Source organism: Halorussus limi, from assembly GCF_023238205.1.
Taxonomy (GTDB): domain Archaea; phylum Halobacteriota; class Halobacteria; order Halobacteriales; family Haladaptataceae; genus Halorussus; species Halorussus limi.
In genome coordinates this window covers 21,127-46,484 of record NZ_CP096662.1, presented here as the reverse complement: position 1 = coordinate 46,484, position 25,358 = coordinate 21,127, and the positions used below count along the sequence as shown (strand labels likewise).

Genomic DNA, 25,358 nt, shown 5'->3' with positions numbered 1-25,358 from the left:
TGCCAGGAACCTCAAAAAGCTACGTTCGAGTGATGGGTCGGCTGTGTTACGCAGGCCTACAGGTCGCGGGGCTGAACCGTCTTCCGATCGTTGGCCTCAGCACGCTCTGCGGCGTCGTCGAGCAGTTCGGCGACCTCTTCGTTGAGGCCGTCGTAGAAATCTGCCGACACGTTGTGCTTCGACAGTGCATCCTTCACAGCTGCTTTGACGATCAGGTCAGACATTCCATCCTGGAGTTATCTTGTTCAGCATATAAACGTTGAAGAACTACGGTGTTACTGACGAAAGAGGGAGCGTATAAGTGTTGTCGAAAGGCGATCGGCGTTCCGCATCAGTACCGTCCCTATGATACTCGTTAGGAGAACGTACCCAACGGTGAACGCCGGGATCGTCTCTCGAAGCGCAGAGGTGGTACCTGCTGTTACGAGGAACGCAGCGATGACGAGCGAGAACTCGCCGCGGGGCGCTAATGCACACCCAACCCGTACTGACCGATGACGATCCAATCCGTACGCCCGTCCAGCGAAGAACCCACTTACGAGCTGTCCGCTTGTGGTAACAACGACTGCGACGAGAACGAATCCAAGTGTTGCCATCAACAATGCCGGGTTCGTCTGTAATCCGATCACGAAAAAGAACATCGCGGCGAAGAGATCCCGAGTGGGCGCGATGAGCCGTTCAATTCTATCTGTGTGTCTCGTTCGGCCGAAAGCAGTCCCAACGAGAAACGCAGCAACAGCTTCACTGACCCCCACCATGAGCCCGGCACCGGCGACAATAGCTCCAACACCGAGGACACCGATGACGAAGATTTCGGTTGAGCCCACGCCGAAGAGCCGTTCGAGGATTCCTGCTCCGTAATACGCTGCGCCAAGCAGGAGGAGCAGAAACAGTATCGATTGACCGATGGAGAGAACAACGGTTGATGCATCCGTGCCACCAACTAAGAACACAGAGAGAAGAGCGAATCCGAGAGCAGTCAGGATATCCTCGATAACAATAACACCGAGAATCGCCTGACTCTCCGGATCTACGATCCACCCGAGATCGATGAGCGATTTCGCGATGATGACCGTCGAAGAGTTGAAGACGATCAGGGCGATGAACCCTGCTTCTAGCCAGGTAAACCCGAATGCGAGCCCGAGAGCGATACCGAGTGGGAGACTAATCCCGATATCGACGGCACCGGCACGCAGGAATCTAATGCGGTTCGTGAAGAGCTGTTCGAGGCTCAGTTCGAGGCCCACGAAAAACAGAAGCAAGACGACACCCAGGTCAGCCAGCAGTCTCACGATATCTGGACTGTCTATGAGAGTCAACGAGATACCGCCGAGCGACGGTGCGTATGGACCAATGAGAATTCCGACGATGATGTACGCAGGAATAACAGACTGCTTGTATCGAAGTGCCAGCGCTCCTGCCCCCGCGAGCAACAGGAGGAGGACACCGGCCGTAAAGAGAAGATTGAACTCGACCACAGTGGGCTACCTGACTTCGGGAGAGATGAAAGGCGTTGTCTCTCTTGCCGGCTCGCTCGACAGCTACGCTGTTAGGAGTTCATCGAGGGCGTCGTATGCCTCATCAGTCCCGACCACAACGAGCATATCTCCGGCCTGAATGTCGGTGTCCGGGTCTGGATTCGATATTGTCCGGTCACCGCGCTGGATTGCGAGAATCGAGACTCCTGTGCGACTTCGGAGCTGTGTCTGGCGAATGGGCTGATTTGCAATTGGCGATGTTTGCCCGACTTCGATCCACTTGATGCGAGCATCTTCAAAGGCGTCCTCGAGGCCTTCCCCGACCGGATGGAAATATGTCCCATCGAATATCTCCGCGATTTTTCGGGCCTGTGACTCGGTCGCTTCGAACAGTTGCTCACTGTCACCATCGGCGTCTTCTCGCCAGTAGGTCTCCCGACGGCCGTTGTTATGCACCACGATGACGAACTCACCACCGGTCGGGAACGATAGAGTATAGCGACGACCGACGCCTGGAAGCTGGGTTTCGAAGACCTTCATTGAGCGGGTATTCGCAGGAGATACATATTGGCCTTCGGGTCAGTGATACGAGCACTTTTCTCGCATCTATCCGAACCACCGAGTGTGTATGGGTACTCGCCGAACACCGCCGACTATCTGCCCGGACTGTGGGGCCGAGGATTCGTACCGGCCACGGTATACAACGGGAGGAGGCTGGCGGGTCTCACACTATCGATGTCTCCGCTGTGGTCGAGAATTCTATCCCCATCGTGAGTAGTCGATATCTCAGTCAGGAAGGCACCTCCATAGTTTTGCCGTCGCTCTGCTAAGTGAGGAGCTATGAACGTCCTCATCCCGGTCCGTTTCCCTCTTACCGACCGGAACAAGCGTGCGCTGGAACGTGCACTCTCGCTTATCGATGACGATCCCATGGCGTTGGTGACAGTCCTGCATCTGAATTCGTATCCGGACGATGAACGCGTGACTCGTCGTGATCTCAGGACTGTCGTTGAGCGTGAGTATGGAGACGTTCGGGCTGACTACATTACTCGTGATGGCTTTCTCATTGAAGAGGCAGTCCTGGAAGAAGCGAGTCGTGAAGAGATTACCCACGTAGTCATTAGCGAAGCGCGCCGCAGGAAGTGGGTCGATTCACTGCTCGAACTGCTTGATGTCAGTGTGGATATCGAGAGCTATCTCCGAGCGAATTTGGATATCGAACTCGTCGTGGTACCCTGAGTAACGCCATCGAGTTTAGTCTTTAAATTACGTCTCTGCATATCAGTCAGTACTTCATGTCCCTGTACTCGCGGTGGAGTCAGTACGGAGCTCGGCTTACAGTTATACTCACACTCGCGGTAGCGCTCCTCTCAGTCCTCACAGGTATCGCAAATATCGGAGCACAGAGTGTCGTTGGGCCACTTGCAGAGTTCATCCCACCAGCGATTCAACGCACTGCGGGGTTTACGGGCGCGCTCACTGGTTTTCTCATTCTCATCAGTGCGTTCGGGCTGCGTCGAGGGCTCCGTGTTGCTTGGTACTCGACTGTCGTACTGCTTCCGATCACCGCGCTCCAGGGATTGATGCAGTCCAGTCCCCTGTCGTTCCCGCTAATTGTCCTCTCACTCCTCGCTCTTCCAAATGTTCTGGCGAACCGACGTCACTTCGACCGCGAACTCTCGTTTTCGATATCACAACTGACGGCTTTGGCCGCGATTGTCGGTGCACAGATCTACGGGACGGTCGGGACCTATGCACTCCGAGACGAATTTGCAAATATCACCACGCTGGTTGATGCGTTCTACTACACGCTGGTGACTGCCAGCACCGTCGGGTACGGGGATGCTGCACCGACGACCCAGAGTGCCCGCCTCTTCGGGATGTCGGTTATCGTGATCGGGACCACGAGCTTCGCACTCGCACTCGGGACGGTCCTAGGCCCTGCAATTGAAGCCCGTCTATCCCGTGCACTCGGACGAATGACGGACTCACAGCTCGAACTCCTCAGCAATCACATCCTCATTCTCGGATATGGCGACCTCACCGAGGCAATCCTCGAGGAGTTCTCGCAGGATATTCGAGACGGAACCGAGATTCTCGTGATAACGCCAGACAGCGATAACGCACAACACCTCGCTGAGCGGGATTTCAACGTGCTGACTGGCGACCCCAGCGATGAGGAAACCCTTCGGAAAGCGCATATCGAGGAAGCTCGAGCGATACTCGTCGCGACGAACAACGATGCTGAAGACGCGCTCTCCGTCCTTACCGCGCGAGATTTGAACACCGAGGGTTACATTGTTGCTGCAGCGACGAACCGTGAGAATATCGGGAAGCTAAAACGGGCAGGGGCAGACACCGTCATCAGTCCGCAGAGTATTGCGGGCGAAATCCTCGTCCGATCGGCGTTGAATCGGCAGAGTATGGACGAGATGGACGAGTTAACGACAGAGTTTCTCGACGAATAGCACAATCCTGTCCAAGATACATACGGACCGCTCATCGATACTCTTGTTCGATGTTACAAGCTGTTTTAAACACGGGATGTGAATTCGGTCTCGATAAGCGGAGTCTCAACCAGATATGGAACCGCCCCGGTCAAGAGTCGTTGAGATCGCAACCCTCCTCGAGAGATATCTCGCGCTCTCCGTCTATATCGGCGTTCGAGGAATGATATTTTTTGGGAGCTGGTTTATTCTGTATACCATTATTGGACTATTTGTAAAAATGTCTGGGTGGTTCGACCCACCGTATCCTCCATTATCACTGGAATCTGACCCATTCTTCGTCATCGGAGGCGCAATTGTGGGGTTATTCGTCGTTCAGAGTGCTGGTTCGTTCTTGCTGTATCATTTCCTCGTTGGGGTCGAGGACGAGAAGTCAGAGTTCGCAGTCCTGATGGGATTCATCAGTCTTGGATTCGGTGGCGCACTGCTTCGAGTGACCCTCCCTCCTGCGCTTCGAATGGTCTCAAGCATAGTATAATCCGGAATTAATTCGTATCCTCACCAATTGACGGTGAGGACCTGACTGGTATCAGACCACAACGTCTTTTCTCGGAGAAGTCGGAGGACCTACCAGTCATCTAATTGGACAGCCAAACTGTATTGGACTCCTGGCTTGAGCACTATGTTGGGACTCAAGAACGATTCCGTATGCTGCTCGGCAACGATGAGTGCTCTCTTCGCGGGTCAACCGAGGTGGGAACCCAATTCTCCAGTTCCTTTGCATACCAGGCCAGTGATCCTATCTCGTTCTGAGCCGTAGGAGTTGTTGAACTCTGTCACTCTCTGACACTTCATGCGTCTGGGACTTACGGAGATTCTCATAGGGCCATCCGACTTGATCACAGTATCGCCAGTCGCGTTGTCGGGGTATTGTCGCGTGGACTCTCGTTCTGGTCGCCGTAGGATGCAGTATTTACTTATTTATAACTGGCATACAGCCACGCTAGTATGGCCGATGATTCAATTTCGTCTTCTACTCAGGCAGGGGGTGGGCAAAGCGTAACCGAAGAACTCAATCCGGAAATCGGGCTCCTCGGCGCGCTGGCGATCGGCGTGGGGACGATGATTGCCGCTGGCATTTTCGTTCTGTCCGGCCTCGCCGTCGAAAAGGTCGGTGCCGTCGCTATCCTCTCGTTTCTTATCGCTGCGATAGTCGCCGCGTTCACCGCCGCCGCCTACGCCGAATTCTCCTCCATCTACCAGGAGAGTGGGGGCGGATACATGTACACCGCTAACACCTTCGACAACAATCTCACCTACATCATGGGATGGACGATGATTCTCGGCTATCCCGCGAGCGCCGCCTTCTACCTCGCTGCGTTCTCTGACTGGTTCTACCGGTTCATCTATCCCGCTCTGAGCATCCCCGAGGCAATTCCGTTCTGGGTCCCGGGAATCGTCATTCTCTCTTTGCTTGTGCTCGTCAATATGCGCGGCACAGAGGAATCCAACCAGTTCCAGATCATCGTCACCGGCCTGAAGGTCGCGCTGTTGCTGTTGTTTCTCTACGGTGGATTACAGGCGCTGGATCCGGCGGTCATCCAACAGTCAGTCACAGAGAACATTAGCGAGTTCGCCAACATCGGCCTGACCAGTGCCCTCGTGTTCATCACGTTCTTCGGCTTCTCCGCGATCGCCACCAACGCCGAGGAAATCAAAGACCCTGGTGACACTATCCCGAAAGCGATCTATCTCAGCATGGGGATTGTGACGGTCATCTACACGCTGGTCGTGCTGGTGATCGTCATCGCCGTCAACAGTGATGCCTTCGTTCAATTCCTCGCAGCGAATGTTGATCTCGGTGGCGTGGACGCCGCCGAATACATCGCTACCCATGGAGAGGTATCGATGGGGTACGCGGCTCGGTTCTTCCTCGGATTGCCCTACAACGCCGGGTTCTACGTGATTATCGTCGGGGCACTGTTCTCGATGCTGTCGGCTGCAAATGCGACGATCATGGCCGGGTCGCGCGTGAAACTGGCAATGAGTCGCCGGAACCACCTGCCACGAAGCCTCGAGGCGATTCATCCGAACTGGGGGACGCCGTACAAGACGGTGCTCATGACTGGGGGACTCATCTTCCTGTATATCTTCGTGTTCGCGGTGTTGTTCGGTGAGACCGGTGGCTCCCGCCCGCTGTTCGGTATACACCTCGGGATCGAGGGGCTCGCACAGTTCGCTAATTTCCTGTTGATCACTGGTCTCACGGTCGTCAACGTCGCGTTAGTCGTCAACCGTCGCAAGTATCCTGACATCAACCGTGGCTTCCGGGTCCCGCTGGTCCCGATCATCCCGGCGATTGCCGTCCTCGCTAACCTCGTGCTCATCGGAACCATCGTCACCGATACGGTCGGACAGTACGCCGTCGCACTCGGGGTTCTAGCGGAGGTTATCGGCGTGGGAATCTGGTTCGCCTGGAAGAGTCGGACACCGTCAGTCGAACAACTCGAGGAGGAGACACCGACGGCTGTCGCCGAATATACGGCTCCTGGTAACGGCTATCAGATTGTCGTCCCGATTGCGAATCCACGGAATGCACCCCAGTTAATGCGAACTGCGACGACACTCGCCAATGAAAACGACGGCGAAGTGCTCGTCATGAGTGCGGTCACTGTTCCCAACCAGACGCCGCTCTCGCGTGGACGTGAACGGACCGGCGAGAAGCGTGCCGTCCTCGACCAAGCGATGGATATCGCCGAGGAGGAGGGAGTTCCCGTCAGCGGGACGATCAGGATTGGCCACCACGCCGCCGACGCCATCATCAACACGGTCGCCCAGCACGGCAGCGACGCCGTCCTCGTCGGATGGGGTGGCGACCGGTCGAGCGATAGTGACGTCGTACTCGGCTCTGTCGTCGATCGTGTTGTCGCCGAAGCCGACTGTGACGTCTTCGTCGAGCGGATCGGGATAGAAGCCGACGGCGATCTCGATTCGATCCTGTTACCGACGGCGGGTGGCCCACACGCCGAACTGGCAGCCGAAACGGCCGCCGCGCTCGCCCGCGGAACTGGCGCGACAGTGACGTCCGCCTACGTCATCGACCCCGACGCGTCCGACGCGGAATACGAGCGGGCACGCTCGTTGCTCGCTTCGGCGACCGAGGCGTTCGAAACCGGTGGAGCATTCGAGACAACCCTCCTAGAAGGAGAAGACGTGGTGGCGACCTTGGTTGAGGCGAGTGCAGATCACGACCTCACCATCATCGGCGCGACGCGGGAAGGCGCGTTCCAGCGGTTCCTGTTCGGCACGATTCCGGAAACGGTCGCCATGCGAGCGTCTAACACGGTCATCATGGCCAAGCGGAACCTAGACGTGCGGTCGCGACTTCAACAGTCGATCGACATATTACGCGAGCGTCTGACTGGGCAGTCAAACACGATGGAGCAAGGTGGGGAGGAATAAATGTCCGAGCCGGATGCGGATCCGTTGCGCGTAGAGTACACGACAGTTGGTGAACTCATTGACTTCATCATATATGCGATCGAGGATATTAGTCTCGAATTCGAGAGGTGGGGCGAAGAGCACGTTCGGGGACCGGGGTTGTACTTCGTGGTCGTGGCAGGGGTGCATTCTGGCGCGTATGCGGACCCACTGGGCGAGAACGTCTGGCCGACCGAGACCTGTCGGGTCGTCACGGAGAATCTCGACGGATTCGTCCAGGCAGCGCGAACGGTCGGCCATTCACGTGACGGCGCGGTTGTCGTCAGTACGGACGGAACTATCCAAGAGCAGATGGTCCGGATCAAAAGTCCGAATTCCGACGAAGCGGAGGCGGCAGAAACGATTGAGTATGCTGACTGGATGGGAACGAAGCACTTGAGCGCAATCGAGGTGTCTGTCCGTGAAGAAGTGGTCGCGGCTGTGACGCTCAGTGAGGAAGACGGTCGCATGACACTCTTTGAGGATGGGGATTACAACGATTATCAGCGCGATGAGTTAGGTGGTGAGTGGCGTCCTTCGGGTTGATTCAGACTCTTCAAGAACATCCTTCCTTAGAAGATTCGACCCGGAATGTCGAGAACGACTTTTTTGTAGGGTTCGCCCTTTAGTCACGTCTAATGAGTACATTGAGGGAGAACCAATGCGTGTAATCGTAGTTGGGGCTGGTGAAGTCGGTTCCAATATCGCAGTCAGTCTCGCCGAGAGCCACGACGTCATCGTTATCGATGTTGACCCCGAGAAAGTTGATGAACTTACCTATTCGAACGACATCTTAGCGATAGAGGGGGACGGGACCTCGCTGGAGACACTCGAAAACGCTGGCATCGCCGAAGCAGACATGCTCATCGCCAGTACAGACGACGATGAGACGAACCTCGTCACCTGTGGAACCGCGAAAACAGTTGGTGGCGTCTTTACTATTGCCAGGACTCGAAATACGAACTTCTTCAAGACTTGGACAAAGTCGGAGGATGCATTCGGCGTCGACTTCATGGTCTCGACGAATCTCCTCACGGCGAATGATATCGTCCGCGTCGTCGGGCTCCCAGCAGCAATCGACGTCGACCCGTTCGCTGGCGGACTCGTCCAGATGGCCGAGTTCGAGGTGACAGCAGAAAGTGAAATCGCGGGACAGACCGTCGAAGAGGCGGATAAATTCGAGGCGCTCACGTTCGCTGCACTTGTTCAGGATGGCGACGTCGTAATCGCTCGTGGGCAGACGCGTATCGAAGCTGGGAACAGGGTGATCGTCATCGGCAGTCCAGAGAGTGTCCAATCCTTTTCGAGAACGGTTGCCTCACCTGAATCTTCAGATGAGGCCCGCAATATTGTCGTCGTTGGTGGGAGCGACATCGGATATCACACGGCTAAGCTACTCGAAGAGCGTGGTATCGAACCTCGTCTAATCGAACAAGATGCGGACCGTGGTCGGGAACTCGCCGAAGACCTCCCCGGAACAATCGTGTTGGAACACGATGCGACAGATACAGATTTCCTCGTCGGGGAACAGATCGATCGAGCGGACGCAGTCATCGCAGCGACCGACAGCGACGAAAAGAACCTCCTCGTCTCGCTGCTCGCACAGAACATTGGAGTTCAACGAACAGTCGCCGTTGTCGAGGAAGGGCAATACGCCGGCTTATTTGAGGCGATCGGGATCGACGTCGCAATCAATCCACGTGAAGCGACTGCAGAGGAGATCATCCGCTTTACACAGAAGGGCCAGGTCGAAAACCTCTCACTTATCGAAGATCGTCAAGCTGAGGTGCTGGAGATCGAGGTCGACGAGGAAAGCGTCCTCACCGGTCGACCGATCCGCGAGTGCGTTACCGAACTCCCATCCGACGTCGTCATTGGAGCGGTCACTCGCGATCAGGAGTTCATCGTTCCCCGCGGCGAAACCGTCATCGAACCCGGCGATCACGTCGTTCTCTTTGTGGCTACAGATGTCCTTTCTCCTGTTATGGATCTCGTATGAGGATTCGCGTCGATTGGCGGGTTAGCTGCCGACTGGTTGGAACGATTCTCAAGTGGCTGTGGGTGCCATTACTCTTCCCACTCGGTATCGCTCTCTACGACGGAACGGCACTGCTCCCGTTCGTCCTCCCGATATTGGGCACGGTACTCCTAGGATTCGGTCTCGAACAGCTAACCGACGAGCGTGACCTCCGTGCCCGGGAGGCGTTCCTGATGGTCTCGCTGACGTGGCTGAGCATAGCTCTCGTCGGTGCCGTCCCATTTCTGCTGGCTGGTGAAGGCACTCTTGCAGAACCTGTGAACGCGCTCTTCGAGAGTATGAGCGGCATCACGACTACCGGCGCGACGGTCATCGTGAATTTCGACCGCCACTCGCGGGCCATCCTCATGTGGCGAGCGGTTCTTCAGTGGCTCGGTGGGCTCGGAATCCTCGTGCTAGCGACGGCGGTCCTCTCCCAGTTATCCGTCGGTGGGGCGCAGCTCATGGAGACCGAAAGCCAGACCCAAGACGTCAACAAACTCACTCCCAAAATTTCGGAAACGGCTGCTCTTCTCTGGAAGCTCTATATCGGCCTGACCGGGCTCCAGGTGGCGGTTCTCTACGGGCTTCACTTGGTTGGATATGCACCGGAGATGACGTTGTACGATGCGATTGCGCACGCATTCACGACGATCGCGACGAGTGGCTTTTCACCCCGGGGGGACAGCATTGCTGCCTTCTCTCCTGCTGTGCAGTGGGTGATTATTCCGTTCATGGCAATCGGTGCAACCAGTTTCGTGTTACTCTACTTCGTCTTCCAAGGGAACTTCGACCGGCTCCGGAACAGCGACGAGTTTCGGTTCTACGTCGCGATCCTCGGGTTCTTTTCCCTCGGTGTTGGCGGGATGCTGTTCGCGAACGGCGGGCCATACACGAGCCTCGAAGAGATCGCTCGACACGCTATCTTCCAGGTTGTCTCAATCGTCACAACCACTGGCTACGCGAGCACGGACTTCAACCTCTGGTCGGCGGGACCCAAACACCTCCTGTTCGTCTGTATGTTCATCGGTGGAATGGCTGGCAGTACGACCTGTTCGATCAAGACGCTGCGCTGGTTGGTCGTCGTGAAGGCGTTTCGGCGCGACCTGTTTACGGCAGCTAGTCCAAGTGCGATTCGCCCAGTCCGACTGAGCGGATCCGTCATCGACGAAGAGACGATTCGGGATATCTATGCGTACACCCTCGTGAGTCTCGTGTTTTTCATCCTGGCGACGATTTTCGTCGTGCTCGACGCTTCTCGGGTACAATTAACGGTTTCTGAGTTTGAGGCGATGAGTGCTGCAGCAGCAACGTTCTTCAATATCGGACCGGCCTTCGGTATCGCAGGCCCACTCGAAAGCTACGAGCCGTTCCCGCGGTCGACGAAGCTCGTTATGACGTTCCTCATGTGGGTTGGACGGATCGAAATCATTCCGGTGCTGGTGCTATTGACGCCGTCCTACTGGCAATCGTGAAAAGCGTGGAGAAGCGGTACTAGTCCAGCTGCTTTCCACATCGAGGGCACAGACGGACTGAAGAGAGGATTGGATGGAGAAACTTGACTTGAAACTCGAAGCCACAGTTCTCACACTCGTAGACGGGTGGTTCTCGAATCCAGATCGTCCGGTTTGGTTCGGGCTCTTTTTTCCGGACTTTGTCTTCGCCGACGAGCTTGTTCAGAAACGACCAAATGAGACCTTTCGATGTCTCGAGGCGGCGTGCTAACTCATCCGTAGTGTATGGTTCGAGCGGGTCCATAGTCTCATAGACATCCTCAGGGGAGAGCTCATCCCCATTCGACGACTCGCTATCGGGATTCGGGTCAGGCATGATGAGGGATAGTACGGGTACCTACGCGTCGCATACGGCTTTCGAGCTTAAATAGGGTCGGAATGCCCTTCAAGATATCCCGGCTTCACTCGGGTGTTGACTTTCGCAGTCTCAGTGGAACACGGTCCAGAATCGGATCCGAGTTCTGGATCAGAACAGTCCCCAAGATGCTCATCAGCAAGACGTAACCAACCGTAAATGCGGGAATTACGGATCCGAGTGCCCCAGTGCCAACACTGGCAGCAAGTGTAGCGATCACGAGAGAAAACTCACCTCGTGGCACCATCCCAAAACCGACACGGGCCGAACGTATTCGATCCAATCCGTAGACTTGACCGGACAGTGTGCCACTCACCAGCTTTCCAGCAGTCGTGACGAGAATGGCTGCAAGGAGCAACCAGACGACGTTGGCGAGTAATGTAATGTCTGTCGTGAGCCCGATCGAGAAGAAGAACACAGCAGCAAAGAAGTCACGGGCAGGTGCGACGACGTCCTCGATCCGTTCGGTATGGTCGGTTCCGCTGAACGCTGTCCCGACGAAGAACGCAGCGACAGCTTCACTGAGTCCAGCGGTGAGAGCTGCACCGGCTATGAGTGTCGTGATCCCCAGAACCCGAAGCAGGAATAGTTCATCTGAATCCGCGTCGAACGCTCGCTCCACGTACTCCGAGCCGTACCACGCAACGACGGTGAGGACACCGAGAAACGCAAACGCCGACCCCACAGACATCGCAGCATCCAGAGCTGTCCCCTCACCCAGTGCGACCGCCGATAGTAGTGCTAAGTAGATGGCGATGAGAATATCTTCAAAGACGAGTGTGCCCAAGATCGGGCTACTCTCCGGGTTCGCAACCCAGCCGTTATCGATGAGTGACTTCGTGATCACGGCACTCGAGGAAATGTAGACGATCCCCGCGATGAAGAACGTCTCCAAGAGCGTGTAGCCGAAGACGACACCAAGAGTCAGGCCGAGACCGAAGTTGATGAGGAAGTCGATACTCCCGATTTTCGCGATGCGTTTCCGATCGGCCAGCAGCTGAGAGACGCTGAACTCGAGACCAAGGAAGAACAACAGGAATATGATACCGAGTTCAGCGAGTACATCGATAAACTCCCGATGTTCGACGAGGGTGAGTGAGATTCCGCCAATTGAGGACGGCTCATTCGGTCCGATGAGGATCCCGATGATGATGTATGCTGGGATTACGGACAGGCCGATGCGGTTGGCCAAAGCACCTGCGAGCGCGATACCAGTCAGTGCGATGCCGATCTCGACAAGCAACAGTTCCGCCATTCTTAGGCCTGCGAAGTATCGGTAGATCCGGTTTCGACAAGTTCGGAGAACGCCTGTTGCTCGTCCCGGCTCCCGAGCGTGACGAGGATATCATCAGCCTCGATAGTCGTATCGGGCATCGGATTCGCTATCGTCTTTTCGGCCCGCTGAATTGCAATAATTGATACGCCGGTCTGCTCCCGAATATTGGCCGCCCGGAGGGTCTGTCCCACTAATGGTGATGATGAATCGATATCGACCCACTCGATGATCGCTTCGCCCAAGGGCACTTGGATTTCGTCCATTTCGATGGGCTGAAAGTGTGCTCCCTCAAGGATAGAGCCAAGCTGGCGCGCTCGCTTACCAGTAAGACTGAACAACTTCTGGCTGTCTTGGTTTTCTCCAGGACGGCGATAGACCTCACGCTTCCCATCGTGGTGAATGAGTACAATTAGTCGTTCCTCACCATCCAGTTCGAGTTCGAATTTATGACCGACCCCTGGAACTTCGGTTTCATAGATCGTCATACGTTATCGCGGGAGGCCGAGTATGATAAATGACGTGCGTTGAAGCAATTTCCGGCGAGTTGCTACTCAACGTCGCTCCTGGCGGCTTTATGTCCAGCCGAGAAATAGTCTTCTAGAGCGCTTATGGAGGAAGTGACCGACAAAAACTCTACGAGTACACGACTGAGATAATCGTCGAGGTCATGGGCATCGATAATCGTGGTGAGTTCGCTATTGCCACCTATCAGTTTACGTTTGAAGAGAGAAGTGGATGGTTCAAGCAAAAGGCGAACTTGACATCCTCCATGAGCCTCACGTCGAAAGGGCTCTGGAAGAAGCCGGCTATTCATTCAAACGGTCGAAGTGAGCACAGTTTCAGATTACACTAGTGGGACCTAAGAATGGAAGCGACGAAGCAAAAAGTTCATAGCCTTTTTGAAGAAGGTGTCGGTATGGAAAAACTCCGAGTGATGGTTCGGAGATTGAGTGACATCTCATTACTCTCCAGTCCAGACTTTGAATGTCCGAACTGCGAAACTACGGTTAAGTCACAATACGAAGAGTGTCCATCCTGTGGCCGACAGTTGCTCTAACTCCGAACATCTGTTATATATTGATGAGATGTTTAATTCTATGTTTTTGCAGGGAAGCGAAATACCAGTTCCGTTCTGGAAATGAGCTCAGTCAAAGTTGTATTTGGATTACAGGGGTGGGCTCATGAACCGGAATCAAGTACGCGCGACTGCACTCGGATTTCTTGGCGTGTTTGTCGTCTTTGGTATATTGGCATATCTTGTCGGCGCAGAAGGATTCATTCAGGAACTTGCTGACGCTAATCGTCGTATCGTTGCACTTATCCTCCTAGTTACACTCGGATGGCTCGCTGCGTGGGGAATTGGTCTTCGGACAGTCCTGGCGGTGATGGACATCGAGATCTCGTTCATACGATCGTTTTTCATTCTCAACGGAGCAATGTTCTCGAACAACATCACCCCATTTGGGCAAGCAGGTGGTGAACCGGTGACCGCACTGCTTATCTCAAAAGTAACTGACTCGGAATACGAGCAAGGGCTAGCAGCTATCGCAAGCGTAGATACCCTCAACTTCATTCCATCGGTGACGTTCGCTCTGATCGGTGCCGGATATTACGCCACCAAAATGTCGTTCGGGCGGCGCCTGCAATTCCTCGTCGCTGGTATCATCATCCTTGCTATAGTTGCCCCCGCCGTCGGATATCTTTCGTGGCGAAGGCGAACTCGGGTACAGTCGTGGATCGTTCGAATTCTCACTCCAGGTCTCAAACGGCTAGGTGGGATTCTCCCGCGGATGCAATCCCCCACACGACAGGCTATCCGCTCTCGGGTCAGGCATTTTGTCGCCGCTATAGAACGCGTGGCGGGGGATCGTCGGGGAATTATTGTTGCACTCGCTGCCTCGACGGCTGGCTGGGTCCTCCAGATGGTCGCGCTCTGGTTAGCCTTTCTGGCGATCGGTTCTCCGATCCCGTTCTCCGTCCTGTTATTCGTGATCCCAGTTGGGGCTCTCGCTGCGATCACGCCGCTTCCAGGTGGCGCTGGTGGCATAGAGGTAGTACTCGTCGGCGTGCTTACTACCCTTCCTGAACTGGCGATTGGAGGGGGTACCGCCTTCGCCGCTGTCGCTATTTTTCGGGGAGCAGTTTACTGGGTTCCTGTGACTATCGGTGGCGTAGTAATGGGAATCGTAGGCGTTGACGCTGTTTGATACACATTCGTTGTTTCAAAGAACGTCTGCAACCATACCATGGATTAATACTCTACAGCCCAACCACCGGACAAGGATCCAGAGTGCACTCGTACCTCCGCGAATATCTCCGGCGTCTTCGCTTAGTCGTATGGAACAAGCGAGAGCAGCGACCTCGGGCGTTTCTTCGGATATATATCTTCTTGATAGCCTACACCATTATCTTCATCTCGATTCCGGTCCTCGTAGCGCCATCTGGTGACAGCCTCTTCCGGTCTGCTTTGCTTCGCACGATACTCACAGTCTGTGTGATTGGGCTCCTGTTTGGGGCAGCAACCTACATCGACAAACGCCCCATTCGCTCGTTTGGACTCGAGATTGACGGGCGGTGGGGGGTTGACGCACTCGTCGGCCTCATAATTGGAGGCGCAATCCCAACAGTAGCAACTGTACTCGGATTGGTTGGTGGCTGGATGACAGTTAGTGGAGTGGAGTACACTCCAACAGCCACCTATCTCCGAGATCTCGGCTTTGCTATCGTTATTACAGTGGGTATCGCGATTGTTGAAGAACTCGTTTTTCGAGGGTACGTACTCTCGAACGCCATCGAGGGGCTTAACTTTCGATGGCTGTCCCAGCCCGTAAGGGTCGGTACTGCATTGGGGTTGTCCGCCCTTCTATTCGCACTCACGCATCCAGCACCTGAACTCGTCAATGGTCTCCATTTCCTGTGTGCCGGTCTTTTGCTGGGCCTCGCATACCTCTGTTCGGGACAGCTCGCCCTCCCAATCGGCATCCACGCTGGCTTCAATTTCGTCTCTGCGTACGTCTTTCCGACAGCTGCTGATCCATCAGTAGCCGTGCTCTCGTTGACCGTCCACGGGCCCTCCTGGCTCACCGGGCAGACGGGATTTATACCGTTGGTACTCCAGTTCCCGGCGGCACTTGCGATCATAGGATACATTTGGTGGCAAACTGGCGATTTCGGTATCAGCCCAACGGTTAAATCCAGAAATCTCGAGGGGTGACCGCTCTACATGTGCGCTTGAATGCTGTCTCAAAGACGGTTAGATCGGAGCCCCTCGACACGAGGTATAAAACGACACGTCTGGAAAAGGTAGTATACCCATGCCCCTCACCGGTGACTCGACGATTCTCGTTCCGGTCGACGTCTCCGTCGCAGAACCACCTGATCAGGAGGTTTTAGAACTACTTCGACCGGTTAACCTCGTGGTACTCGGTTACTATCCGGTCCCAAAACAGACCGCCCCAGCTCATCTCAAGGAAGACCACGAATCCGACGCCTCAGAGCGATTGGACGACCTCGTTAGACAGTTTGACAGTACTGAACACGACGTCGAGGGCGTCCTCGTCTTCACGAAGGACCGTCAGGATTCCATCGACCGGGTCGCAGATCAACACGACTGCGACGCGGTCTTTGTCCCCGGTGAAGCCGGACCCGTCGAACGGATACTCGTTCCCCTTCGAGGAGACGTGAACCTAGAGCGAATCATCTCACTCGTCGGCGATCTCGTCCGAGCGAGTGATGCGACTGTCACCTTGTTTCATTCTGTTGAGGAGGGGACCGATCCGAGTCAAGGAGAGTTTGTTCTCCGGGGTGCAGCTGACCGGCTATCGGAGGAGGGAATCGATCGCGACCGGCTCGACTGGGAACTTTCCGGAGCCGAGGATCCGAAGTCAGCGATTATCGACATCGCTGCGGAGCACGATCTGATCATTCTTGGGGAAACAGAACCATCACTTCGAGGCCGGATTCTGGGAACTGTTCTCACTCCGATCCTCGATGGAACCGAGAAACCTGCGATCGTCGTTCGAGACATCAATTAGACTCTTCATGACAACTATTTCTGAGCGACCAGCATGACCGACGACAGCGGCGGGGAACTAGAGCGGAATATCGGGTTCCTCGAGGCGATGACACTAGGCGGTGGTACGATGATTGGAGCGGGAATTTTCATCCTACCAGGAATCGCAGCCGAAGGTGCCGGCCCCGCGAGTTCGATCTCCTTCATACTCGCTGGCTTCGTCGCGTTGCTCGCGGCCCTGTCGCTCTCCGAGCTGGCGACAGGAATGCCCATTGCCGGCGGAAGCTACCATTACGTGAATCGTGCTCTCGGTGGACTGTTCGGAAGCATCGTCGGATGGGGAATGTGGAGTGGCCTCATGTTCGCCAGCGCGTTCTATATGATCGGATTCGGCCAATACCTCGTCGAGCCGATTCCATTTCTCGATGGCCGACTGTTCATTGTCCTTCTGGGACTCGCGGGACTGGCCCTGATTGTCGGGGTGAATTACTACGGGACAGAGGAGTCGAGCCAGCTACAAAACGTGATGATTGGGACGGAAACCGTAGTCGTCCTGGCGTACGTGGCTCTCGGTCTGTTCTTTATCGACCCGTCCAATCTCGAGCCGTTTGCTCCCACGGGACCGAGTGGGATTATCGCCACGACTGGCGTCGTTTTCGTCTCATTTCTCGGCTTCGAGATCATCGCGACTGTCGCAGGGGAAGTCAAAGATCCCAGCCGGAACATCCCGCTGACGATGATTCTCTCGGTCGTCCTCGTCACGATCCTCTACGCATTAGTGATGCTTGTCAGTACCGGGGTCATCCGATACGAAGCACTTGGTGACTCACTCGTTCCGGTTTCGGATGTCGCAGTCGTGTTTATGGGCTCAATCGGAGTTGTGGCAATCGTCGCCGCTGCAGCCATCGCAGCGATTTCCAGTTCGAACTCTTCGATTCTCGCAGCGGCCCGAGTGAACTTCGCGATGGGGCGCGATGAGTTGATGAGCAACTGGCTGAACGTCACCCACGACAGATTCGGTACCCCACACCGGGCGATCATCGCAACCGGTGCCGTCACGGCGTTACTGATTGCTGCCGGGCTCAATATCGAGACGATCGTCGCGCTCTTGGCCGAGGTTGCGAGTTTCAGCTTCCTCGTCTCGTATTCGATGGTCCACGTCGCCCTTGTCGTCTTCCGTCGGGCCGATCCCGAAGACTACGATCCGTCGTTCAAGATTCCCGATGTATTGTATCCGGCAGTACCGATCCTCGGGGTGGTACTCTCGCTCGTCGTCATCTCACAGATGGCGTCGGTCATCATCCTCCTCGGATTAGGAATCGTCGGAGTCGGTGTGGGCTGGTACTTCATCTACGTCAAGGAGCACGCCATCGACAGAGGCCTCATCGACGATGCAATCTCGCCGACAGTAGATGGATACACGGTCGTTGTTCCAGTCGTGAATCCCGAGACACAGCAGGACCTCCTCCGACTGGCAGCGGCAACTGCACACGCACATACCGACGAAGAGACGCCAGAACTCGTGGCAGTGAACGTTCTCCAGGTTGCCGACCCGTCACCACAACAGAACATCGAAGCCGAGCGCCTCGACCACCAGCACGACCTCCTCGAAGCGGCACGGGATATCGCAGCGGAGATGGACGTGAATCTGCGGACGGTGGCGATGACCGGACAGCGCGTCGACGAGACGATTCTTGAGGCGATTCTCGAAGAGGACGCCGATCAAGTGCTGCTCGGCTGGAAGGGAACGCTCACTCGACTGGGGCACGTGTTCGGCCCGAATCTCGACTCCGTCGTCGAGAGGGCACCATGTGAAGTCACTCTCGTTACGCTCCACGACGAGACGATCGGTACCACCGTGGCCCTGGCAGGTCCGGGGCCCCACTCGCCGGTTGCTGCACGGCGGGCTGCTGAGTTTGCGACCGTCGACGGGAGCGTCCCGACACTAGTGAACGTTCAGCCAGAAAGAGAACCGGAATCCGCTGCTGTCGAACGAGGGGAAGCAGTGATCGAAGACGTTGCACACCAAGCAGGACTCGATCCAGAGGAGTATGAGAGTGAGGTCATCGTTGCCGATGATATCGAAGCCACGATCCTCGAGACCGTTAATCACTACAATACGATCTGTGTCGGGCTGTCCGAACGGAGCGAAGCGTCTCGGATTATGTTTGGAACGATCGCAGAACGCATCAGTCAGGAGGCAACGAGCAACGTTGGCATCGTTCGCGGTCCCCTCGAAGTCGACGAGCCAGCTACGCGTCCTCTAGAGGAACAGCTATCGAAATGACCAGTGCGGAGTCCCCCCTAACGGTGAACACACCTCTCCGGACAACAGCAAAACGTTATCCCGGGGATGCACCTGTTCCCAGATAGTCGTCAATTTCGGAAAGTGCCTCAGTCGCAACATCACCGAGTTCCCCAGCCTCGATATGCGAATACCGTTCGCGAACCATCTCCTCGGAGTTGTCCAAGTACCGGGCAGCGACAGTGTACCCGAACGCCCGAACGAGGACCTCTCCCATCCCACGTCGACCGCCGTGAGGGGCGAGATAGTCGTGTTTCGGATGGTCGATGTCGATCTCTGCGGCCTCTGAGAGTCGCTGGAGAATCGACCGTGCGCCGTCCGTCGTGATCGACGGCGGTCGCACGTCCTCATCGAGCGCCAATAAGAGGTCACGAGCGAACTCGCTACGTCTATCGTCGATTGTATCCGGGTGTTTCCCTCGGTCGGCCAGCTCGTCCTGTACGAGCGTCGCAAGCGTCCGCTGGTCGAACGTCGAAAACACCGGCCAGCGGTCCGTCGGCGGGTCCATCAGCTTGCGGTAGCTCCGCAGGGGCGAGATCACCGGGTCGGGGAGACTGGCGGCGTCCCACTGCTGTTTCTTCCGGTAGACGTCCATACTCCCGTCGTCGAGGGAGAGGTCCTCCCAGCGGACGCCGCGCCGGCGCGGATCGTTTGGGTCTCGAAGGAGTTCCCCGACCCGAACGGCGGTGTACGCGAGAACGAACACCAGCGCCCGGTCACGAGCCGCCTTCAGCGCCGCGTAGCGCGCTCGCTGTTTGTCGAGGGGGTCAGTATCCTCCGAGAGGGTCGTGTACGCCTCGACGGCGTCGCGGGCCCGTTCGTCGACGTGGCGGGTGAAGGCGTGGCGCTGCTCGGACGTCCAGGCCTGCTGGTCGCCGGGCTTGCGGCCGTCGTCTTCGGGAAGTGGAGCCATCGCACTCGCCCGCTGAGCGTAGTGGGCCTCGAGGTAACCCTCGTTGACGCACCAGCCACACCACGCAGAGATATAGCGGTAATAGGTTTGTACGGTATTCTGCTTGAGCCCGCGATCACCGGCGAGGTGCCGGGCGTACTCCCGGAAGACGCGTTCGTCGAGGTCCTCAAAGGTGGGTTTGCGGTCGACGTCGTCGGTAGTGATACCGGTCCAGTCGTCGTCACCGCGGTCGCCGGCGGCCCACTCGGCGAACCGCTCGAGCTCGCGCGCCGCGTTGCGTCGGTAGTTCCCGCCATCGCCACCCCGGCCTTTCCCCTTGTCCTGCAGGTAGCGCTCGAAGCTGTCGTCGAGCGGTGTCGAACCATCGCGTGTCGATGAGGTGTTCTGATTCATACGGTTTCGTCACGGGAGCAGGTGGTCGTCCAGAATATCACTACAATCAATCGGGATCGCCTCCCACGCAGCTTTCACGGCGTTGTATCCGGTCCAGCCCTCACGTTCCAACATCTCGCCGCACGCTTCGCAGAACTCGCGACGCGAAATTAGCTCGTTGTCGTAAAGAATGTAGAACAAAAACGGCGGTGTCACGACACGGATATCTTCGTCTTGGTCGTCGACAGCACGACGAATCGAGCGCCGGCCCGCCGCGTCCATCAAGATGACGTAGTCAACGGCCCCCGGGTTCTGTAGCACTTCCTGTCGGAGCGATTCCTCGCCGGCGTCCGCTCCGTGGGGACGGGGGACGCTCGTCACCTGGGTGAGCGGTGTTTCGTTATCCTCGAGCGCATCGAGCGCGGTACGGCTCCCGTAATGAAGCCGGTACGGACGGCTTCCCTCTGGCGCTGTCTCGCGTGTGTTCTCGACGTGTCGCTTGAGTTCCTGTTTGCAAACGTTTGTCGTCGTGAGGCCGATTTGGTCGGTTATCTCGGTCCACAAGGGGCTGTTCGCGACGGCAATCAGCGCGTCCGTATCGACCAAGATCGGATACCGAGTGTCGTCACTTGCCATTTAGACGAGATAGTCACTAGTGTCATCCTTGGCAGCCTCACGGAAATCGCCAATGTCCTCTTCGAGCAGGTCGAACTCTTCACCGAGGAGCACGCGAGCAGCGTCCTCCGAGAGGTCGCCCGCTGAATAGCGTTCGTAAATCGCGATCTTGTCGTCGTCCGTCATCGCTCGCCGAAGCATCTGAGTGAGCCCTTCGCGTGCGAGTTCACTAATGTTGATTCCGCCCAGATGGACGGAATCGAGTTCGTTCGCCGCCTCTTTGAGCGGCCCAGCACGGAATTTGATCGTATCGTCAAGCGATTCCTGGCTCATGATACGAATTACGCGGGGCAGAGTGATAAGTTGTTCCCCCATGTGTGAACACGTGGGTGGGTGGCGAGCTTCTATCGAGCGTAGAGGTTCGCGTTCGGATCACCACCTGGATGTGGGACCGACATCCGTTAGCTGTTGGCCTCGGCAGGCTCTGTCGTCGGAGCGAGGAAGTCCCATTCGCGGATGGCGAAGCCAACGATCTGGATACGCCGCTGAAGGTGCTCCCACTCGCGGGCGATCTCACGGCGCCGGTCTTCCTCGTCGGAGTCAAGGGACTCGTCGGCGAGCGTTCCACGAAGCTGGTTCGGTGACTCGACGCCGAATTCGTCCTCCCAGTCGCGAATCTGCGTCTTCATATCGGCGAGACGGTCCGTGAGCTCCTCGACAGTGTGCCCGCTGTCTCGGAGGCGCATCGCCTCCTGCATCGCTTGGCGGCGGTAATCAGGGTAATACGTCGTGTGAGTGCCGCTTTCGTCACGATGGAGGATCCCATCGTCGACGAGGCGTTCGAGGACGCGTTTGGTTGGTTCGTGTGACCAGCCCGCTTCGGAGGCGATCCAGTTGGCCGTCCGCGGCTCCGACAGCTGCCGGGCGACCATCCGCACGCGGTCTTCGCCCGTAGTCTGTTGATTCCGTAGTCCAGTATCTTCTGTCATATCCTACTATCAACGCGATTTCTTAATATAGGTTGAGATGGATAGTTCTATATCGACATCAGGGGATGGGTCACCGAAATTCGTTGGCGGTGATCGTCTCGAGATACTCGACGCTGACGTACCGGAATTCGATTCGGTCGCTGAAGCCGTGTTGAGGGAGGAGCGTCTCGGCCGCGCGTCCAGCCGGTTTGTCCGTCGTTAGGAGAACAACGTGGTCTGCCTCCCCAGTGTCGAGTACTTGAGCAGCAAGCCCAACGAGTGCCGTGTCCGCTTTCTCGGTGACATCCTCGTCGCGGTCGGTCTCGTTGGCGATGAATCGGCGCGCTTCGTCCATCACTGTCGAGACGAGTGGATTGGTGTAGTCGAGCTCGTCGGCGACGACGATCCACCCCTCCTCGAATCCATCGGGATAGGGAATGTTCCCCGAGGGATACTCGTCCGCTGCAGGATCGCCCCCGAGCTCTTCGTAGACGCGCTGCGGGATACGCAATGAGACACCGGCCTGTCGGAGTGCCCGACGAAGCCGTTGAAATTTGTCCTTGTCCGGGCCACCACACCGTACAAAGACGCCGGTATCGGCGATATAGACCGTCGTCATGCAGCCGCGTCGGCGTACTCGGTCGCAACCGGTTCCAGCGCCTGGAGGATGATCTCGGCCTCAAGCGGTGAGAGGTCAAGCTCCCGGGCCGCAATCCGATGGTTGACCGTGCCGTCGACGTACTCGTAGGCGTACTCGAGGGCGACAGCAAGGCTGTCGAGGCCATGACGCTCGATGTAGACGTCGACGTCCTCGTCCTCCTCTCGGCGGGCGACGGCTGCAATAAGGGCCGGCGTGATCGTTTGGGTCTCGCCGTCCGTCGAGAGCGTGAGTGCAATCGACTCGGCGTCGTATTTATACGGTCGCTGATCACGGGTTTTCTCCACTAAGCCAGCTGTTTCGAGGTTCTGCACGTAGTCGTAGGTGGTCCCTTGTGGGATATCGAGCTCGTCGACGATCTCGGAAACGGTGACGGGGCCGTGCTGCAAGATGTAGGCGTACAGCCGAGCGAGTGCCGGCGTCTCGAGAAGGTCGACGACCGTCTGCAGCTGCTGAATAGGTGGTCGACCTGACCGGGGCGGCGAGTGCGCCATCTCGATTACGAATTATAGATAATTCGTGATAAGACTTCCGGCGATGGATCGGAACTCGCAACCAGTCCAATACCCGCAGAGAGACAGCCGCTTGCTGCGGCTCAACCCCGGGGGAAGCGGCGTCGTGAGGCGGTTGCAGCATTCGTGCTTCACCGACGGCGGCGGGGTACTTCAAACTGGTCGTGATTACCAGTGTAATCAGGACCACCGGTGACAGAAGTCTCATAACCATTTTTCCTATGATAGAAGGGTTCTATCCCCCGAAATTCGGATTTGGCCAACGGTATAAATCATATGCCGCTATACCAAAGCCGCGACCGGTGAAGTTGAGACTACAGCGGGTTTAGCGGGGCTGTAATGCGTGGTTTCGGACGGATCAGTGAGACAAGACAGCTTCAGATCGGCTCTCAACCACACCACCTTATCGAATTTGTAACTAGTTCAGGAATTTTCCTCTCTGCTCCATAGTGTCGCCACTCACGACTCGACTATCTCAGCAAATAGCCGCGGTCTATCCGATTCCAGTCTCCTTCTTCAACAGCGTTAGCGTATTGTCCGCCGTCACGAGTGGCGAATGTTCGTACTCACCGGTCAATTCGACCTGCACCAGCGCATCGACTGCCCGCCAGATCGAATACAGCAGACACGCGAACGCGAAATAGAAGAACCGGAGTCCGAAATCCTTCGAGGTCGTCGCCGCCATGAATCGCTTGATCGACCGATACCCACTCTCGATCTCCCAGCGATACGCATACTCGGTGAGGAAACTCCCGCCATGATTCGACATAAACACTGAGTACTGCCGGTGATCATCGTGCTCAGCGTTCTCTTTGCGCCGGTAGATCAGCGTCGTCTCGTGCCACTCGTTATTCCCGAGATGGAGTTTGCGGTCCGCTTCGTATCGATCATCATCCCGCTGGAGGAGTCGCTTCGCCTGAGCTCTCTCGCTCGTCTGCATTCGTTTCGGCACGACGTATGAGAGTCCGCGCTGGCTAATCATTTCCAAAACATGCTGGCTATCGAACTCCCTATCCATCAGCACGTTATCGACATGGACCAATTCCTCGGCGGAGTTGAGAAGGTCCTCGACGATCTCCTTGCGTGACTCACCTCGTCGAACAGGGCGAGCATCCAACACGATCGGGATGGCGTTGCCGACCAGCTGGACAGTGGCCCACTGGTAAGCGTACTCATCGGTCTTCTCCTTCGTCCCTATAATTTCGTCTTCGTGTCCCGTTCGATCACCGGTGAAGGAATCCGCTTCGGTGATGTCGATCGCGATGATCCCGGCCCGGAAGAACTGCTCTGTCTCCGAGACTTCTCCTAACAACCGATCTACCGCCTGTCGGTACATCTCGCGAGTCTGTTCGATTGAGAGGTCACGGATGTGCTCGCGATGGACGTGCCCCAGCGGTGTCCGCTCACGCATCGACTCGTAGACGAAACTGCGAGCGCCTTCATTGACAGCCAGCCGCTCACGAAGCCCGAGATACGTCTGTAAGTCCCAGTAGGCGTTCTCATGAATCTCACAACCGTCGCCACGATTCAGTGAGAACGCGGGGAATACGACGCGGCTGATGTGGTCCGTGATCGGTGCCGCTTCGTCGAGGACAGTTCGATTGTCTGGGTCCGATTCGTCCTCTTTGCCACCTCGAGATGGAAGGTGTCTTTCTGGCTTGCGCGGAACGGTGACACCCGCGTTCTGGGCTTTGATGAGGATGGTCCGCGCAGCTGTCTCGACTGTACTGCGAAGCTCGGCAGTGAACCGGTTGTGCCAGCTGCGCCACAGCGTTGATTGGTTCGGTACTGTCTCCAGATCCAGTTGGTCGCAGAGTGCTGGACGACGCTCAAGGTACTCAATTAGTGCGGTTTCGTGCTCCCATCCGTGGCATTCTTTCAGAACGAAGACGCGAAAGAGCGTGTCCATCTCGTAGCGAGTCGCCCCCACATAGCGGTCGTGCGCGGCGAATACGAAATACGCCAGAGGGAGTGAGCAGACGAAGTTCTCAACCGATACATGGCGGTCGTGCCTAAACCACGTCTGTGAGACCGTCCGGATATCGGACTCCAACCCGGCAAGCGTGCTTCGATCGTATACTGGCGTGGCATCGTATACTGGCCACTCGACGTGCGTTCGTTGGGCAATCCGTCGAAAGACAGTTCGTCGCGACTCACGAATTGCAACCACTACGGGACGTTGAACACGACTCTCTCAAAAACGCCACTCTCTGGTAGTAGTTGCAATGGTGCAATCCGCCTCTGCGCTATTTTGATTTAGGATCAAAATGCCAATAATGGATCGTGTTTTGTACGGCTACTACCAGTAATGGATCGAGACGACTTCGAAGAGACGGCACCCGGTGAAATCGTTCCGATTACGACCCCAAAGGGAACGTATTCGGCGTTCAAACCTGGATCCGTTACCGCCCACAACTAGCACTGACCAACTGATGC

General features: G+C 56.5%; 24 protein-coding genes. 11 read left to right on the top strand and 13 right to left on the bottom strand.

All coding sequences use genetic code 11. The features are described 5' to 3' along the window. Window positions 1-56: 56 nt before the first annotated feature. From M0R89_RS21885 to M0R89_RS21875, 3 genes are all read right to left on the bottom strand, one after another. Window positions 57-224: a DUF1931 domain-containing protein gene (locus M0R89_RS21885; RefSeq protein WP_248653096.1), complete on the bottom strand. Its 168-nt coding sequence runs from the start codon at window positions 222-224 to the stop codon at window positions 57-59. 51 nt (window positions 225-275) lie between these two features. Beyond that, window positions 276-1,478 (bottom strand): cation:proton antiporter, encoded by a 1,203-nt coding sequence (locus M0R89_RS21880; protein WP_248653095.1) that lies wholly within the window; start codon window positions 1,476-1,478, stop codon window positions 276-278. 63 nt (window positions 1,479-1,541) lie between these two features. Beyond that, entirely contained in the window at window positions 1,542-2,018 is a 477-nt protein-coding gene (locus M0R89_RS21875; protein ID WP_248653094.1) for a cation:proton antiporter regulatory subunit, read from the bottom strand. Window positions 2,019-2,318: 300 nt separating this feature from the next. Here M0R89_RS21875 and M0R89_RS21870 point away from each other — a divergent pair, with 300 nt between their 5' ends. The 7 genes from M0R89_RS21870 to M0R89_RS21840 all read left to right on the top strand — a co-directional run bounded on the left by M0R89_RS21870 (window position 2,319) and on the right by M0R89_RS21840 (window position 10,897). Beyond that, window positions 2,319-2,717 carry a universal stress protein gene (locus M0R89_RS21870; protein WP_248653093.1) on the top strand — a complete coding sequence of 133 codons (399 nt, stop codon included), beginning with the start codon at window positions 2,319-2,321 and terminating at the stop codon, window positions 2,715-2,717. Between the two features lie 56 nt (window positions 2,718-2,773). Then, window positions 2,774-3,946 carry an NAD-binding protein gene (locus M0R89_RS21865; protein WP_248653092.1) on the top strand — a complete coding sequence of 391 codons (1,173 nt, stop codon included), beginning with the start codon at window positions 2,774-2,776 and terminating at the stop codon, window positions 3,944-3,946. Between the two features lie 115 nt (window positions 3,947-4,061). Then, window positions 4,062-4,463, top strand: a complete 402-nt coding sequence (locus M0R89_RS21860; protein ID WP_248653091.1) for a hypothetical protein — start codon at window positions 4,062-4,064, stop codon at window positions 4,461-4,463. Between the two features lie 470 nt (window positions 4,464-4,933). Continuing rightward, a complete protein-coding gene (locus M0R89_RS21855) occupies window positions 4,934-7,387 on the top strand; it encodes an amino acid permease (RefSeq protein WP_248653090.1) in 2,454 nt (817 codons plus the stop codon). Further along, on the top strand, window positions 7,388-7,951 hold the full coding sequence (locus M0R89_RS21850; protein WP_248653089.1) for a diadenylate cyclase: 564 nt from the start codon (window positions 7,388-7,390) through the stop codon (window positions 7,949-7,951). Window positions 7,952-8,066: 115 nt separating this feature from the next. Beyond that, window positions 8,067-9,404 carry a Trk system potassium transporter TrkA gene (gene trkA / locus M0R89_RS21845; RefSeq protein WP_248653088.1) on the top strand — a complete coding sequence of 446 codons (1,338 nt, stop codon included), beginning with the start codon at window positions 8,067-8,069 and terminating at the stop codon, window positions 9,402-9,404. Continuing rightward, the gene (locus M0R89_RS21840) at window positions 9,401-10,897 is read left to right on the top strand and encodes a TrkH family potassium uptake protein (protein ID WP_248653087.1); all 1,497 of its coding nucleotides are present in this window, start codon (window positions 9,401-9,403) and stop codon (window positions 10,895-10,897) included. Before trkA ends, M0R89_RS21840 begins: the two co-directional genes overlap by 4 nt. A 19-nt stretch (window positions 10,898-10,916) precedes the next feature. Here M0R89_RS21840 and M0R89_RS21835 read toward each other — a convergent pair whose 3' ends face one another. The 3 genes from M0R89_RS21835 to M0R89_RS21825 form a co-directional block, all read right to left on the bottom strand. After that, window positions 10,917-11,252, bottom strand: coding sequence for a hypothetical protein (locus M0R89_RS21835; RefSeq protein ID WP_248653086.1), 336 nt, complete (start codon window positions 11,250-11,252; stop codon window positions 10,917-10,919). A gap of 85 nt (window positions 11,253-11,337) precedes the next feature. Continuing rightward, window positions 11,338-12,546, bottom strand: coding sequence for a cation:proton antiporter (locus M0R89_RS21830; RefSeq protein ID WP_248653085.1), 1,209 nt, complete (start codon window positions 12,544-12,546; stop codon window positions 11,338-11,340). Window positions 12,547-12,548: 2 nt separating this feature from the next. Then, window positions 12,549-13,052 (bottom strand): cation:proton antiporter regulatory subunit, encoded by a 504-nt coding sequence (locus M0R89_RS21825; protein WP_248653084.1) that lies wholly within the window; start codon window positions 13,050-13,052, stop codon window positions 12,549-12,551. A gap of 696 nt (window positions 13,053-13,748) precedes the next feature. Here M0R89_RS21825 and M0R89_RS21820 point away from each other — a divergent pair. From M0R89_RS21820 to M0R89_RS21805, 4 genes are all read left to right on the top strand, one after another. Then, window positions 13,749-14,774, top strand: a complete 1,026-nt coding sequence (locus M0R89_RS21820) for a lysylphosphatidylglycerol synthase transmembrane domain-containing protein (RefSeq protein ID WP_248653083.1) — start codon at window positions 13,749-13,751, stop codon at window positions 14,772-14,774. Between the two features lie 182 nt (window positions 14,775-14,956). Next, window positions 14,957-15,781 carry a CPBP family intramembrane glutamic endopeptidase gene (locus M0R89_RS21815; protein WP_248653082.1) on the top strand — a complete coding sequence of 275 codons (825 nt, stop codon included), beginning with the start codon at window positions 14,957-14,959 and terminating at the stop codon, window positions 15,779-15,781. A 100-nt stretch (window positions 15,782-15,881) separates the two neighbouring features. Next, on the top strand, window positions 15,882-16,601 hold the full coding sequence (locus M0R89_RS21810; RefSeq protein WP_248653081.1) for a universal stress protein: 720 nt from the start codon (window positions 15,882-15,884) through the stop codon (window positions 16,599-16,601). A gap of 33 nt (window positions 16,602-16,634) precedes the next feature. Further along, window positions 16,635-18,866 carry an amino acid permease gene (locus tag M0R89_RS21805; protein WP_248653080.1) on the top strand — a complete coding sequence of 744 codons (2,232 nt, stop codon included), beginning with the start codon at window positions 16,635-16,637 and terminating at the stop codon, window positions 18,864-18,866. 55 nt (window positions 18,867-18,921) lie between these two features. Here M0R89_RS21805 and M0R89_RS21800 read toward each other — a convergent pair whose 3' ends face one another. The 7 genes from M0R89_RS21800 to M0R89_RS21770 form a co-directional block, all read right to left on the bottom strand. Beyond that, complete coding sequence (locus M0R89_RS21800) at window positions 18,922-20,190, bottom strand: site-specific integrase (protein WP_248653079.1); 1,269 nt, start codon at window positions 20,188-20,190, stop codon at window positions 18,922-18,924. Between the two features lie 9 nt (window positions 20,191-20,199). After that, the gene (locus M0R89_RS21795; RefSeq protein WP_248653078.1) at window positions 20,200-20,805 is read right to left on the bottom strand and encodes a hypothetical protein; all 606 of its coding nucleotides are present in this window, start codon (window positions 20,803-20,805) and stop codon (window positions 20,200-20,202) included. Further along, a complete protein-coding gene (locus tag M0R89_RS21790) occupies window positions 20,806-21,117 on the bottom strand; it encodes a DUF8065 family protein (RefSeq protein WP_248653077.1) in 312 nt (103 codons plus the stop codon). Window positions 21,118-21,245: 128 nt separating this feature from the next. Further along, window positions 21,246-21,773 (bottom strand): DUF7342 family protein, encoded by a 528-nt coding sequence (locus M0R89_RS21785; RefSeq protein ID WP_248653076.1) that lies wholly within the window; start codon window positions 21,771-21,773, stop codon window positions 21,246-21,248. A gap of 70 nt (window positions 21,774-21,843) precedes the next feature. Further along, a complete protein-coding gene (locus tag M0R89_RS21780; protein WP_248653075.1) occupies window positions 21,844-22,371 on the bottom strand; it encodes a PIN domain-containing protein in 528 nt (175 codons plus the stop codon). Then, on the bottom strand, window positions 22,368-22,904 hold the full coding sequence (locus M0R89_RS21775) for a DUF7437 domain-containing protein (protein WP_248653074.1): 537 nt from the start codon (window positions 22,902-22,904) through the stop codon (window positions 22,368-22,370). The genes M0R89_RS21780 and M0R89_RS21775 overlap by 4 nt, the downstream gene beginning before the upstream one ends. A gap of 511 nt (window positions 22,905-23,415) precedes the next feature. Then, a complete protein-coding gene (locus M0R89_RS21770; protein ID WP_248653073.1) occupies window positions 23,416-25,092 on the bottom strand; it encodes a transposase in 1,677 nt (558 codons plus the stop codon). Window positions 25,093-25,358 lie beyond the last annotated feature (266 nt).